Source organism: Micromonospora sp. NPDC048986 (assembly GCF_040649335.1).
Taxonomy (GTDB): domain Bacteria; phylum Actinomycetota; class Actinomycetes; order Mycobacteriales; family Micromonosporaceae; genus Micromonospora; species Micromonospora alfalfae.
The window spans coordinates 1-11,349 of the sequence record NZ_JBEZFJ010000020.1 but is presented as its reverse complement, the minus strand read 5'-3'; the positions used below and the strand labels follow the sequence as shown (position 1 = coordinate 11,349).

General features: G+C 66.4%; 25 protein-coding genes and 1 pseudogene. 3 read left to right on the top strand and 23 right to left on the bottom strand.

Going from position 1 to position 11,349, the window contains the following annotated elements; all coding sequences use genetic code 11:
- Positions 1-57: 57 nt before the first annotated feature.
- From AB0B94_RS30435 to AB0B94_RS30405, 7 genes are all read right to left on the bottom strand, one after another.
- Entirely contained in the window at positions 58-357 is a 300-nt protein-coding gene (locus tag AB0B94_RS30435; protein WP_357288379.1) for a hypothetical protein, read from the bottom strand.
- A gap of 68 nt (positions 358-425) precedes the next feature.
- Positions 426-1,469 carry an AAA family ATPase gene (locus AB0B94_RS30430; RefSeq protein ID WP_357288376.1) on the bottom strand — a complete coding sequence of 348 codons (1,044 nt, stop codon included), beginning with the start codon at positions 1,467-1,469 and terminating at the stop codon, positions 426-428.
- 39 nt (positions 1,470-1,508) lie between these two features.
- Entirely contained in the window at positions 1,509-1,778 is a 270-nt protein-coding gene (locus AB0B94_RS30425; protein ID WP_357288373.1) for a hypothetical protein, read from the bottom strand.
- Positions 1,775-2,467 carry a hypothetical protein gene (locus AB0B94_RS30420; RefSeq protein WP_357288370.1) on the bottom strand — a complete coding sequence of 231 codons (693 nt, stop codon included), beginning with the start codon at positions 2,465-2,467 and terminating at the stop codon, positions 1,775-1,777. Before AB0B94_RS30420 ends, AB0B94_RS30425 begins: the two co-directional genes overlap by 4 nt.
- A gap of 229 nt (positions 2,468-2,696) precedes the next feature.
- On the bottom strand, positions 2,697-2,945 hold the full coding sequence (locus tag AB0B94_RS30415; RefSeq protein ID WP_357288367.1) for a hypothetical protein: 249 nt from the start codon (positions 2,943-2,945) through the stop codon (positions 2,697-2,699).
- 4 nt (positions 2,946-2,949) lie between these two features.
- Positions 2,950-3,174 (bottom strand): hypothetical protein, encoded by a 225-nt coding sequence (locus tag AB0B94_RS30410; protein WP_357288364.1) that lies wholly within the window; start codon positions 3,172-3,174, stop codon positions 2,950-2,952.
- Positions 3,171-3,437, bottom strand: a complete 267-nt coding sequence (locus AB0B94_RS30405) for a hypothetical protein (protein WP_357288361.1) — start codon at positions 3,435-3,437, stop codon at positions 3,171-3,173. Before AB0B94_RS30405 ends, AB0B94_RS30410 begins: the two co-directional genes overlap by 4 nt.
- Before the next feature lie 183 nt (positions 3,438-3,620).
- Here AB0B94_RS30405 and AB0B94_RS30400 point away from each other — a divergent pair, with 183 nt between their 5' ends.
- The gene (locus AB0B94_RS30400) at positions 3,621-3,806 is read left to right on the top strand and encodes a hypothetical protein (RefSeq protein WP_357288358.1); all 186 of its coding nucleotides are present in this window, start codon (positions 3,621-3,623) and stop codon (positions 3,804-3,806) included.
- Positions 3,807-4,007: 201 nt separating this feature from the next.
- Here AB0B94_RS30400 and AB0B94_RS30395 read toward each other — a convergent pair whose 3' ends face one another.
- From AB0B94_RS30395 to AB0B94_RS30325, 15 genes are all read right to left on the bottom strand, one after another.
- Positions 4,008-4,397, bottom strand: coding sequence for a hypothetical protein (locus tag AB0B94_RS30395; RefSeq protein ID WP_357288355.1), 390 nt, complete (start codon positions 4,395-4,397; stop codon positions 4,008-4,010).
- Positions 4,394-4,741 (bottom strand): hypothetical protein, encoded by a 348-nt coding sequence (locus AB0B94_RS30390; RefSeq protein WP_357288352.1) that lies wholly within the window; start codon positions 4,739-4,741, stop codon positions 4,394-4,396. Before AB0B94_RS30390 ends, AB0B94_RS30395 begins: the two co-directional genes overlap by 4 nt.
- Positions 4,738-5,136: a hypothetical protein gene (locus AB0B94_RS30385; RefSeq protein ID WP_357288349.1), complete on the bottom strand. Its 399-nt coding sequence runs from the start codon at positions 5,134-5,136 to the stop codon at positions 4,738-4,740. Before AB0B94_RS30385 ends, AB0B94_RS30390 begins: the two co-directional genes overlap by 4 nt.
- Positions 5,133-5,426: a hypothetical protein gene (locus tag AB0B94_RS30380; protein WP_357288346.1), complete on the bottom strand. Its 294-nt coding sequence runs from the start codon at positions 5,424-5,426 to the stop codon at positions 5,133-5,135. Before AB0B94_RS30380 ends, AB0B94_RS30385 begins: the two co-directional genes overlap by 4 nt.
- The gene (locus tag AB0B94_RS30375; RefSeq protein WP_357288343.1) at positions 5,423-6,070 is read right to left on the bottom strand and encodes a hypothetical protein; all 648 of its coding nucleotides are present in this window, start codon (positions 6,068-6,070) and stop codon (positions 5,423-5,425) included. The genes AB0B94_RS30380 and AB0B94_RS30375 overlap by 4 nt, the downstream gene beginning before the upstream one ends.
- On the bottom strand, positions 6,067-6,333 hold the full coding sequence (locus tag AB0B94_RS30370) for a hypothetical protein (protein WP_357288339.1): 267 nt from the start codon (positions 6,331-6,333) through the stop codon (positions 6,067-6,069). The genes AB0B94_RS30375 and AB0B94_RS30370 overlap by 4 nt, the downstream gene beginning before the upstream one ends.
- Complete coding sequence (locus tag AB0B94_RS30365) at positions 6,330-6,518, bottom strand: hypothetical protein (RefSeq protein ID WP_357288335.1); 189 nt, start codon at positions 6,516-6,518, stop codon at positions 6,330-6,332. The genes AB0B94_RS30370 and AB0B94_RS30365 overlap by 4 nt, the downstream gene beginning before the upstream one ends.
- Positions 6,511-6,840: a hypothetical protein gene (locus AB0B94_RS30360; protein WP_357288332.1), complete on the bottom strand. Its 330-nt coding sequence runs from the start codon at positions 6,838-6,840 to the stop codon at positions 6,511-6,513. Before AB0B94_RS30360 ends, AB0B94_RS30365 begins: the two co-directional genes overlap by 8 nt.
- Positions 6,837-7,169, bottom strand: a complete 333-nt coding sequence (locus AB0B94_RS30355) for a hypothetical protein (RefSeq protein WP_357288329.1) — start codon at positions 7,167-7,169, stop codon at positions 6,837-6,839. Before AB0B94_RS30355 ends, AB0B94_RS30360 begins: the two co-directional genes overlap by 4 nt.
- Complete coding sequence (locus AB0B94_RS30350; RefSeq protein WP_357288326.1) at positions 7,166-7,384, bottom strand: hypothetical protein; 219 nt, start codon at positions 7,382-7,384, stop codon at positions 7,166-7,168. The genes AB0B94_RS30355 and AB0B94_RS30350 overlap by 4 nt, the downstream gene beginning before the upstream one ends.
- 100 nt (positions 7,385-7,484) lie before the next feature.
- On the bottom strand, positions 7,485-7,745 hold the full coding sequence (locus AB0B94_RS30345) for a hypothetical protein (RefSeq protein WP_357288323.1): 261 nt from the start codon (positions 7,743-7,745) through the stop codon (positions 7,485-7,487).
- Positions 7,742-8,002: a hypothetical protein gene (locus AB0B94_RS30340; RefSeq protein WP_357288320.1), complete on the bottom strand. Its 261-nt coding sequence runs from the start codon at positions 8,000-8,002 to the stop codon at positions 7,742-7,744. Before AB0B94_RS30340 ends, AB0B94_RS30345 begins: the two co-directional genes overlap by 4 nt.
- Before the next feature lie 83 nt (positions 8,003-8,085).
- Positions 8,086-8,868, bottom strand: coding sequence for a BRO family protein (locus AB0B94_RS30335; protein ID WP_357288317.1), 783 nt, complete (start codon positions 8,866-8,868; stop codon positions 8,086-8,088).
- Positions 8,865-9,062: a hypothetical protein gene (locus AB0B94_RS30330; protein WP_357288313.1), complete on the bottom strand. Its 198-nt coding sequence runs from the start codon at positions 9,060-9,062 to the stop codon at positions 8,865-8,867. The genes AB0B94_RS30335 and AB0B94_RS30330 overlap by 4 nt, the downstream gene beginning before the upstream one ends.
- 1 nt (position 9,063) lies before the next feature.
- Entirely contained in the window at positions 9,064-9,336 is a 273-nt protein-coding gene (locus tag AB0B94_RS30325) for a hypothetical protein (protein ID WP_357288310.1), read from the bottom strand.
- A 205-nt stretch (positions 9,337-9,541) separates the two neighbouring features.
- Here AB0B94_RS30325 and AB0B94_RS30320 point away from each other — a divergent pair, with 205 nt between their 5' ends.
- Positions 9,542-9,955, top strand: coding sequence for a helix-turn-helix domain-containing protein (locus AB0B94_RS30320; RefSeq protein WP_357288306.1), 414 nt, complete (start codon positions 9,542-9,544; stop codon positions 9,953-9,955).
- Between the two features lie 10 nt (positions 9,956-9,965).
- Here AB0B94_RS30320 and AB0B94_RS30315 read toward each other — a convergent pair.
- Positions 9,966-10,151 (bottom strand): annotated as a pseudogene (locus AB0B94_RS30315) (MBL fold metallo-hydrolase); the annotation flags it as partial.
- A 32-nt stretch (positions 10,152-10,183) separates the two neighbouring features.
- Between AB0B94_RS30315 and AB0B94_RS30310 the strand changes: the two are divergent.
- A partial coding sequence (locus AB0B94_RS30310; RefSeq protein ID WP_357288303.1) for a recombinase family protein occupies positions 10,184-11,349 on the top strand: 1,166 nt, incomplete at its 3' end.

The following is an 11,349-nucleotide window of genomic DNA, read 5'->3' as shown; positions in this document are numbered from 1 at the left end:
GGAGGCGCTTCGCGATGGTTTCGCAGGCGGCGATAGCCCGCGCGGTGTCAGCTCGGTTCACGGGGTGCCGTCCAATCCACCGAGGTTCATCTCGGTCTTCAGTGCGCTGTTCACGGACCGGCCGACCTCAACGCGGGTGTTGATCGCGGAGATGCGGCGTTGGAGGTGGCGGAACGCCGCATCAGCAACGTCCGCCTCCACCCGCAAGTCGTGGGTTGCGATGACGGCCTGGTACTTCCGAATGTCCATCGACCCTTCGGCACCAAGGAACGCCTTCGCGTGGGCAAGGTCGAACTCGGCGCGTTTCTGAGTGCGGTCAAGGTCGGCGCGTTCGACCGCCTTGACCGCCTCGTCCAACTCCCGAGCCAGGGCGGCAAGTTGTGCCGCTACCTGGCTCGGGGTGAGCTGACCGCTTGTGGTGTTCATCAGGCGACGGCCTCAACCGGCTGGCGCTCGTTCGGTGTCGCGTTCGGGGTCACCTCAGGGGCGACCTGTGGCTTCCGGTCGTTCACCAGCGCCCAGAGGGTCGCGGCCTCAGCCTGGCTGATGTCGCCCTTGTCGAGCGCCGGCTTCACCTTGCCGTGAGCAGCCCGCAACTCCCGTTCGGTTGTCGCGGACGTGATCGCCAGATCGATCACCGACGCGGCCACCGACAGTGGGGCGTCATCCCCGGCGGCGAGCGGAACAACCTCCCGGTCCCCGGCGGTCGCCGGGTCGTACTGCAACGTCTCGAAAATGAACTTTTCCAGCGTGAACCCCGGGAGTGCGCGGGGACGCTGGTTGGGCAGCACGGCGTTGTGAACCGAGCGGCGCTTCACGAGGACCGGGTTGCCGTCGCGGGTCATCCGCACCCAGACGGGCACGTCGAACGCCATGCCCTTCTGGCCCTCGACCCGGTAGTCCTTCTTCCCATTGACGGGCTTGCCGTTCTCGATCAGCGCCGTTTCCCGGCCACGTGCCAGCAGGACCACGATGCCGGGGAAGGTGAGTACGGTCGTCATGAGCTTGCGCCAACGGGCGGTGGCGTCGTTCCAGTAGTTCGACGTGATGTCGATCTCGGCGTTCGGATCGGCAGCGAGCTTCTTCACGTTCGACGTGGACCCCTTGGCCCGGTTGTACGCCCACTCCGACAGCAGGTCCCAGATCGCACCCATCTGGTCGATGACGAGGACGGTGGGCTTCTCACCGCGTTTCCGAGCCTGCTCAGCTTCGGTCTTCGCGTCGACCACGGCGCCGTAGATGGCCCGCCACGAACCGTCGTGTTCGATGATCTCGTAACGGACGCCCTCAATCAGCCCGTACTCGTCGGCGGTGACTTCGGTGCCGACCTGTAGCCAGAAGGTCCGACCAACCTTGTCGGAGGCGGACAGTATCGCGGCGGACCACGACTTGCCGGCACCTTCGTCACCTTCGACAAGGACAACGGGCGGCGGGATCTTGCCAGTCGGCTTACGTGTCTTCAGTGCCATAGGTGATACTCCTCTTCGCGGCAGGTTCAGAAGGGGTTGTCAGTCAGTGGTCTTGTCGCGGTACAGGTCGACCGTCGTGGCGGTCGGATACAGGCGCCGGATGATCGCGGCTGGGGTCGGCATGTATTCGCCGTCGAGCAACTGCCTCACGCCTTCCCGGATCGCGGCCCGCTGGGCGCGGAGGGTTGCGACCTCTGCGGCGAGGGAGTCGATCAGGGCGGAGGAGGTCTGGGCTGCGTACGAGGCGTTTGCGGTCAAGATCTGGGCGACCAGCGGCGAGAACGGCTGCTCCGTGTTCGGGGCGTTCATGCGGCCAGCTCCACGGCGTCGGCAGCGGGCATGTGGTCGTCGCAGTCCTCACCGGTACCGCCCGACTGCTGGGCGATAAACGCGTCGATCTGCTCATCCGAAAGCCGGTGAATGATCAGCCGGTGTTGGCGGTACACCTCCCACCCGAACGGGGTCAGCGTGTACTCGCGGTGGTACCCGTCATCGGTCAATTCGCCCTTGGCGAGGATGCCCTTCGCTGCCAACGCCTGAATGGTCTGCCGGGCATGGTGGTCGCCGTGGAAGTGGCTGGTCGGTGCCGCCGTCTTGCCGCCGTTGTACGCGGTTCGCTCGATCTCCTCAGCCTGGTTCTCGGAGAGCCGCACCCCCTTCGGGGTCGGCTGCTTCGTGTCCTTGGCCGGGATCGGCGCGGCGGCAGCCTCAGCTTCCGCGCGCACCTCGGCCGGGGCGTCCCACGGGGTACGGCGGTACTGCCACACCAACTCGCCGTACGTGTGCCGCTGCTCGGTCGACCATCCGGCGATCCGGGCGAGACGCGCCTTGTGGGTCGGCACGACGGCGAAGTTGCCGCCGCCGGTCGACTGGCACTGACGGCCGAATCCGCTCTTGCAGGTCGGGCAGATGACGGCTTCCGATGCCATGTAGTAGGCGCGGGTGCGCCGGTAGTCGACGTTGGCGTCCTGGTCGAAGCGGATCGGGGTTGTCGTCATCGCGGGTCACCAGACTGAGGGCCAAACTCCTCCATCAAGCCGGCGATTGTTGCCGTGCGCATCCCGTCGTAGAACCCCGCAACGGCGTCGCCTGTGGCGTCGTCGTGGCACCAGCATTCGCAGTCGATCCAATGCGACCGCTGGTCGGCGCGACAATCCAGAACGTGCTGGCGGGCGGTCGGTGCTGGTCCGAGGGCGGGGAGCAGAGGCCCAATGTCACCCAAGCCCCTCATGCCGACACCCCGGCGAGCACCAGCAGGTACGGGCCGTCGAGCCCGTCCATCTCTTTACACAGCCCGTCCCAAGTCCAAGGCATGTCGTCGGTGTCGAGCTGATCGACGCCGTTCCACCGCTCAAGGTCGTCGCCCTCCGAGGCGTACTTGTCGTCGCGGTGGAAGACGTTGAACGGGGAGTCGTTCGAGTCGAACCAGACCACGAACGACCGGTCGGCCGGCTCGGTTTCGATCTTGTTAGGCATGGGTTCAGCTCCGCTTGCTGGACAGGAAGGCGATGAACAGGTCAGCCGGGACCTCGCGGCAACTCCACTCGTGCCGCTGACCTGCCAGGACTCCGCAGTCCCAGCAGTTCGTCTCGGCGACCGGCCGGGTGTCGAGGCCCTTGGCGTCCGCCGGTGTCAGTTCGCACCAGCACTCGATTGGGTCGCAGCGGTGGAGGGCCCGACGGATCTTCGCGGTGATGGCCTTCACCAGCCACCCCCGACGATCGACGGGGTGACGCGGAGGGCGGTGATGGTCGCGGTGCCGATCGGGGTGAGGTCACCGGCGTCGGTGATCGTTGCGGTCATCGCGTCGAGGTCGACGGTGACCACCGCGTCGGCCAGGCCGCCGTCATAGAGCGCGGCGTGCACGTCGTCGGCGATGTCGTAGCCCGTGGGGCTGCCGACAACGACGGTGGTACCGGTGTTGAGGCGGACGACGGTGCGGTAGGCCGGGGTCATCGTGAGCGTCATGGCAGCTCCAGTTGATAGCGGCATTTGCCCTGCTGGGCTGGGGTCTGATTGACCTCCAACACCCATGAGCTTACCCTGTTCCTTAAGGAGTTACCAGAGCTAGACCTTAAGGAGTTACTGATGGTACTAACGGTCAGGGTCGAGCCGTACGGAAGTCCTGAAGGAGCCCTGTACGATCCGGACATGGCGAAGACCGAACGGATGGGCGTCGAAGCGGCACGGAAGGTGCTCGGACTACGCGTCGATCTCGCCCGCAACGAAGGTGTCCACACCGTCATTGCCAAGCACGCCAAAGACGAAGCTGTAGTCGTGCCGATGGAGTGGTACCGCCTGGCGCGCGAAGCACTCGGCGACCCCACCGACCTGTGACAGTGGGCCACGTCCCCCTCGGCCGTGGCCAACCGTGCAACCGCGCTCACTGGGCACCCCGCCGCGCTTGCAGTACTCCCGCAATCAGGAGCCCGAGCCCGCACCCACGCAGCGCCGCCGGCAGGAACGGCCACTCCATCAACGTTGCCCCGCCCGACAACACGATGAGGGTCACCCCGACGGCGACCAGGTCGGCGGCGTTCACCGGTTACCGCCCAACGTCCGGTCAGCCTCGGAGAGAATCTGCTCCGCGTCGAGAGCCGCTTGGCCGCGCTGGATCAGCACCTCAAGCGGCGGATCCGTTTCGGTTGCCTCGTTGCATCGTTCGCACCACCGCCACCGGTACCGAACTCCGTTCGTTTCCGTAGGGAGCCAGTCCGACCACGTGTGACTTGTTGCCTCACACTCCGCCACACGGGTACACACCGGGCACAACAGACGGGTATCAGCCACCAACCAGCCGTTGTCCCGCAACCATGCGAGGGCATCGAGTAGCCCATCGAAGTGCGGGGAGGCGCCGTCGATCCACGGCTTGCAGTCCGGCTTACCGTCGCAGGTGACGACCACGAAGGTCTTGCTGTCGAAACTCACCGGCGCCCCACCTGCCCGTAGATGCGCGGCAGGACAGCGGTCGCGTCAGGCTCATCCGTGTACCGGGGGATCAGTACGGTCACCGGCTCAACCGGGGTACCCCACACCATCGGCGGTAGGTGCGTTTCGTACTGCCGCTGAGTTGGTGCGGGGACCACGTCGACCCGGACCGGGGTCGGGCGTTGACGACGGGGGCGAACCCGCCGGAAGATCCGAAGAACGGACCGTTCGGCGCCGTACAGCAGGAACACCCCGACTCCGCCGACGATCATCAGCAGGCCAAATCCGGTGGCGGCCCGAGAACCCGAGAACATCTCGCCGAACGCGGCGTCCATAACGCTCATTGGGGATCACCGCCGACCGGCAGAGCCAACGAACGGCAGCCGATCATTGCCCCATCCAGGTTCCGAACCGCTTCGTACGCCACCAGCAGGTCGTGACGTTGCGGGTTCGCCAGTGCGACTACGAGCGCGACGAAGTACCAGACCCCCGGCCGACGCTCCGGCAGGTTCGTCGTATTCCCGTGACGAACGATGTACACCGGAATGTTCGCGGCGCCGTAGTTGATGCCGCCCTCAGCCCGACCAAGGTCCACGGTGCCGAGGCGCGTACGACACTCCTCCGGTTCAACCGGGATCACTGCGATCGGCTCGACGGATCCAGGCTCAATCCGGTCCGGGCAGTCAGGTCCGTAGATGTGCATCGGGTGCGGGGTGAGGTTGATCAGAATGTCGCTCACGACTGACCACCGCCGGCCAGCACCCGAATCCGGTCCAGGTCAACGGTCGTGTTCGCCGACGGGTCGGAGTGGGTGACGCCGGTCCGGTGTCGGCGCGACCGGTACCGGCCGTGGGGGCGGATCTCCACCGTCTGCTCCGGGTCGTCATCGGCCTCGGCCGGCTGGTGCATCGCCCACACGGTGCCGCCGATCGCAATCGCGAGCAGGAGGATCCACACCGCGAACGCGGCAAGGAACTGCCCTGGGGTGACGGTCACCGTTTCGATCGGCGCGACAGATGCCGTGATCACGCCGCCACCTCGGTTTCAGCGTCGGCGGGGATCCGGGGCAGCGGTTCGGTAACGTCGTGGTCGCCACGGGCGAGCTGGTTGAGGTACGTGGTTCGGCGGGTGATCCAGTCCCACGACGGGCGGGGGATCTCCGCCAACGGTTCGGCCGGCGGCTGGAAGACCTGCGGCACGTGCGCCGAGTTGATCAGAGCATCGAACGGCTTTCGGGTCGGAGCGTCCTCGGGGTCAACAACCCGCATCTCCGCCGGTGCCACAACCGGCACCACAGACTGCTCAACCCGCCGGTGCGAACGCCGCCACCGGTCAACCGGCCCCACCAGCAGTAGCCACACCCCGCCCAGCCACGCCTGCACATCCGACGCCGGGGCGCTCGCAGGGCGCCGGTGCCGTGCCGGTGAGTGCGACATCCGCGAGTAGTACGACGGGTTCACAAACCCGCCACCGGTGTTGTGGGCCGCCTGCCACTCCCGAGTAGGAGTCAACTTCGACTCCGCCCACTGCTCAGGGTCGGTGCCCTGCGGCACGCCTCGTTGCCGCCGGCTGTCCCACCAACCCAACCCAAGAAACGCCAGCGATGTCAGAATCCCGAGGGTGCTGACGGTGACCGCCACAGCCATGCCGTCGTCGGTGCCAGTCGCAATCATCGGAACACGCCCGCGTTGGTGGTGTTCGGCTGGTCTGCCTTCTCGTACATGCCGACCTGGACCCACTCGGCGTTCGCCATCAACCGGTCATCGGCGGACGTCGGCAGGCCCTCGTACGGGTCGTCGCCGTGGCCCCGAGCCCGACACCACATACGCACACCCGTCGCGACGGCCAGGCCGATCACGAACAGCACGATCAACGCACCGAGGACCGGCTGCGACCACCCCGCGAGCTGGTTACTGGCCTGCTCCACCTCGTTCACAGCCCCAGCGCCTCTCGCAGCGACCGGGCCGGGATCCGACGGGCAGGCACCGAATTGGTGGCGATGCTGCTGGCGGAGTACGACCGGGCACCGGCGTACCCGCGCCCATTCCGTTGGGCCGGGATCCGCAACACCAGCGTGTCCTCGTCGGAGGAAGCAACAGGCTGGTTGATCTGCTCAGGCATGGGTGGCTCCTAGCGAGGTGGTGGGGAGGGAATGTGCGGGTACGGGGACGTCAGCACCGGCACGAGGGGAGGAAAAGTTCGGGGAGATGTACGAGGGGTTGACACCCAACCGGCCGCAAACAGCCCGGTCGTGCTCAACCTCGCCAACAACAGCGAGAGCAGCCTCAGCGGCAGTGAGTTGCGCAGCCAGAGACGAGGTCTCCGTCTCAACAGCGGCGGCAACGACGGCCTCGACACGGGTGAACCCGCGCTGGTAGCCGAGCGAGAAGCCGATGACGAACACCAGGCCGGTGACGACAAGAACCAGCAGCGGGCGGATCACGGCCGCACCTCAATGGCGGCGACAATCCGCACCCGCAGCTCAGGCCACCCGTACCGCAGGCGGTCCATGATCCGGTGCGCCTCATCCGGGTCCGTTGTCTCGATCGGTTCATGGTCCGGGTGCGGACTCTCGGCCACGAGAAGCCCTGACGTCGGCAATCCGATCGCCATCCGGCGCAGCACCTCAGCCGGCCACACCGGGCGAGGCTGCGACACCAGCACCCGGTACACCGTCACCGGAGTTCCCCCGCCGAGGGCCATCTGTGCGCGCTGGCGGGCAGCGGGAGACAACTGCTCCAGGTCGCGATCGGCAACAACCGGGGCGGTCATCGCGCACCGGCCAGGAAGACCAGGATGAGCGCACCGGCGAATACGATTGGCAGCCCAAGCCACAGCTTGTCCTTGACCACCTCGTGCCAGTACGACGGTTCAGCCGCCCCGTGCTGCTGGAGGAGGGTCGTGTTCGGAACCTCGTCGGCGGGGCCGGGGTTAGCCAACGCCCGCTGATACCGGGCGGTCATCCGCTTGACGGCAACGTCGACCATCTGGCGGCTCACTGGCCACCCCCGGCAATCGCAACGACAAGCGCGACCAGCATCACGACAACGGCGATCACGGTGACGATCACTGGGTCGCTCCGGCGGCTCATGACGCCACCTGTCGCCAGTAGTTTTCGTTACTGCGATCCGGCGCCTCGCCAGCAGTCGGCGGGCAGAACGGGCAGTCGACCACCGGACGCGGGTGCGCCAGGGCGTGCGCCTCCGGGAACACGGTCCGCTCCTGGTACAGGGCGATGTCCCACACGGTGCGGGAGTCGTCCCACGCCGGGTCGGTCATCGTTGGCAGGGGCCGGCGGTCGCGGGTCTGGTCAACGGTCCGCAACATCGGCGGCATCACGGCGGTCACAGCGGCACCTCCGCCAGCGCCGCGACGCGGCGGACGACGGCCTGCGATTCGGCGAGCGGGTTCAGTGCCCGGTTGAGGCAGATCCGCAGGTCGTTCGCGGGTCCAGTGCCGGTTACGGCCACCCCGCTACCGGGGGCGATGCCCGTCTTGGCGGGGGAGCCGAGGAGGTAGCTGACACTCGCCTGCCCGTAGCGCACAGTGATCGGCGTGGTCGATTGGCGTAACAGCTTGACCGTTGGTACATTGGTCGACGTCATTAGTCCTGCCCTTCGTCGGGGGATCAGGTGATGGCGGTACGTGGAAGCGCTCGTCGGATGCAGCCGGCGGGCGCTTCGTTTTGTCAGGCGGCGACTTGCAGCGGGTCCGCCCCACCCAGGCGTTTGTGTAGGTAGCGCAGGCCGTCCGCTGTGATCCGGACCTGCTCGGAAACGCGGTCCTCACCCGACCGGGGGCTCTGGTAGGCGCGGGCGCGAAGCCGAACGTGAGACGCGTGGTCGGCGTACGGAATGTCGTTGGAGTCGATCAGCCGCCACTCGCGCAGCAGTCGGAAAAGCCGCTGCTGACCAGTGCTGATTGCCGGGTCGCGGTTCAAGATGAACGCGGCCTCGCGGACGCTGTAGTCACCGTGAGCGCTCGCGAGCACATCCCACGCCTCAGCCTTCGGTGCGGCGGTCTCAAGTTCAGCGCGGGCGAAGTCTCGTTCCTCGACAGTTGCGGCCAACTCCCGAAGCGCCTGCGCGTACGTCGTCGGAAGAACGTGCTGTGCGGGAAGCGCGTACCGTCCCGTCTTTCGCAGGGACGGCAGCACGTCGTGGGTGATCCACCGCTTGAACGCCTTCGCTCCGGGCGCTTGACTCGCCAGGGCCAGGGCGTAGAACCCGGACTCGGTGACGAACCACATCTGCGGGTTGATCGATGTCCGGTTTAGGTTAGGGCTGTCCGTTTCTCGGAGGTCGACCATGACCCGGTCGTCCTCGTCGATCAGCCGCATTGCCACCGACGGGTTGCTGTGCTGAAGACCCCGGCACACGTCGGCGACGCAGAAGATCGGCTCACCGTTACGAATGAGGGTCCGGATCTGCTGACCGGTAGCCGGGAACTGGAAGACCTCGACAGCGGTCATGCGGCCCTCCGAGGCTCGACCACGGTGCCGGTCGCCCGGACCGGCGCAGTACGAGCAACCTTCGGGGGAGCGAGCAGTCGAGCCAGGTTGGCAAGCTGTTCCTCGTCCGGGGCGGGCCAGCTCGCCGCACCCTCTTTGGCCTCCGCGCGCAGGGCGACCAGGAGTGCCGGATCGTCGAGGCTGTAGCGGGGCATGTCAGGCCGCCTGCGCGTCAACGACCGGGGTTGTGAACATCTCGTCCAGCGGCATTTCGAGAATTTCGGCGGCCAGAAGGACGACGCTGAGCTTGGTGTCGTGGCGGCCGAGGCGGAGCCCGTCGAGGGTGCTCGGCGACATCTGCATGAGGAAGGCGGCCTCGATGTTGGTGCTGGCGCCGAGTTCCTGGCAGCGGTGTTTGATGCGCGGCCAGTCGAGGGTCCGTTGTGCGCTACGTGTGGCGCGTCGGGTTCGCAACTGTGCGTTGGGCATGACGCACAGCCTGCCATGCGTCGGGGGTGACGCACAACCCCGGCGCGCAGGACTTGGGAGTTGTATTTATCGATGAGTAACGGAATGATGACGCCATGAATACGCTGGGGGAGCGCTTGCAACGGGGTGATGCGTCATGAGTGACGCACGACGCACGACGTACCTAACGCGTGATCAAGCGCTGATCAGCGCTTACGGTGTCCCCATGCCAGATCCGGATCGTGGTGCCGCCTTCGCGCGCCTCATCGTCGAAGGACGCAAACGACTTCGCTGGCGACAGGAGGACCTGGTCGAAGCCTCAGGCGTCAGTCGCCGAACTCTGACCAGATGGGAAGGCGGAGACGCCTCAACGGCCGACTCCGAGAAGGTGCGCGCCGTCTGTCTTGCGCTCGGCATCAACCCGGTCCATGCGGCTATCGCTCTCGGGTACGTCACAGAGGAAGAACTAGACCGACCGGTTGAGCCGGTTCAGCAGTTCGAACCGACCGTCGAAGAGATTATCGCGATGTTCAAGGACCCGAACGTGCCCGAGAAGGTCAAGTTCGCGGGCCTCCAGTACCTGAGGTTCCTTCGGAATGAAGACGGGCCCGGATCCGACAAGCAGACCCGGGCCAGCTAAGCGGCCGTCGTTACCAACCTCGGGAGCGCCACTCGCCGAGGTTCGGCCGTTCGGCGCCGAGGGTGGAGTCCCGCCCGTGGCCGGGGTAGAACCAGGTCTCGTCCGGCAGCCGCCCGAAGACCTTGGACTCCAGGTCGTTCATGATGCTCTCGAAGTGGGCCGGGTCCGTGGTCTTGCCCGGGCCGCCGGGAAATAGCGGGGGAGCACAGGGGCCAGTAGTCTACCCGCATGATGTTCGAGGACTACCTGTATGCCCGAATCTCCGAGGACGAAATCGGGCTGGAAAAGGGCGTCACCCGACAACTTGGTGAGCTGCGAGAACTCTCCGCCGCCCGAGGCGGCCGGATCGCAGGCGAATGGTCCGACAACGACATCAGCGCTACCAAGATGGCACCCCGGCCCGACTACGAGGCGCTGATGGCGGCAGTCCTTGCCCCGAACCCCACAGGCGTCCAGCGCCGCATCCTCATCGTCCATACCTCCCGGCTATGGCGCAACCGAACCGAACGCGCCGGGGGCATAGACACCCTTGGTGCCGCAAAGCTGATCATTCTGCCGAAGAACGGCCCCGAACTGGACCTACGCTCAGCGGCGGGTCGGATGGTCGCCGGGATGCTGGGCGAGGCCGACACCGGGGAGTCCGAAACCAAGGCCGAACGGATCATCGACGCGGCGAAGGAGCGCGCCGAGGAAGGCCGAGCGAACGGTGACGTGCTCTACGGGTGGACCCGCGAGTACCAACACGACAGCCGTGGCAAGGTCATCGGTTTTGAGGACGTGGAGAACCCGGACGAGGCGAACGTGGTTCGGGACATCGTGGAACGCCTCCTGTGCGGTGAGTCCCTGGCCCGCATCACCGATGACCTGAACGACCGTGGTGTTCTGCCCCCCAGGGCGGGAGACAGGCGCAAACACCGGGCCAAAGGCAACGAGGACGGCACCAAGTGGGGCAAGAGCAGTGTGCGGAAGCTTGCCCTGAGACCGGCCAACATCAGCCTCCGCATCTACCACCGGGGTCGCCCTGATGAGTGCTACCTACCTGCCGCCTGGCCCAAAATCGTTGACCCCGACGACCACGACCGGGTTGTTGCCCTGCTGACCGACCCTGCCAGGCAGACACATAAGGACGCGGCCCGCCGCCACAAGGTCACCCACGGCATCGGTGAGTGCGGCCCATGCGGCGGCATGCTCCGGGTCACTTGGAGGGGCAGCAGTCAGAGGGCAAAGAACGGTGAGCGCTACGGGCAGAAGTCGCTCCTGTACGTGTGTATGGACCAGGGCTGCGTTGGGCGAAATCAAGCAGCGGTGGACCTCAAGGTCGACGAGTGGATGATCGCCCTCTTGGAACGTGATGACATCCTCGGCCTGCTCGACGGGGACGCCGCCGAGCAGGC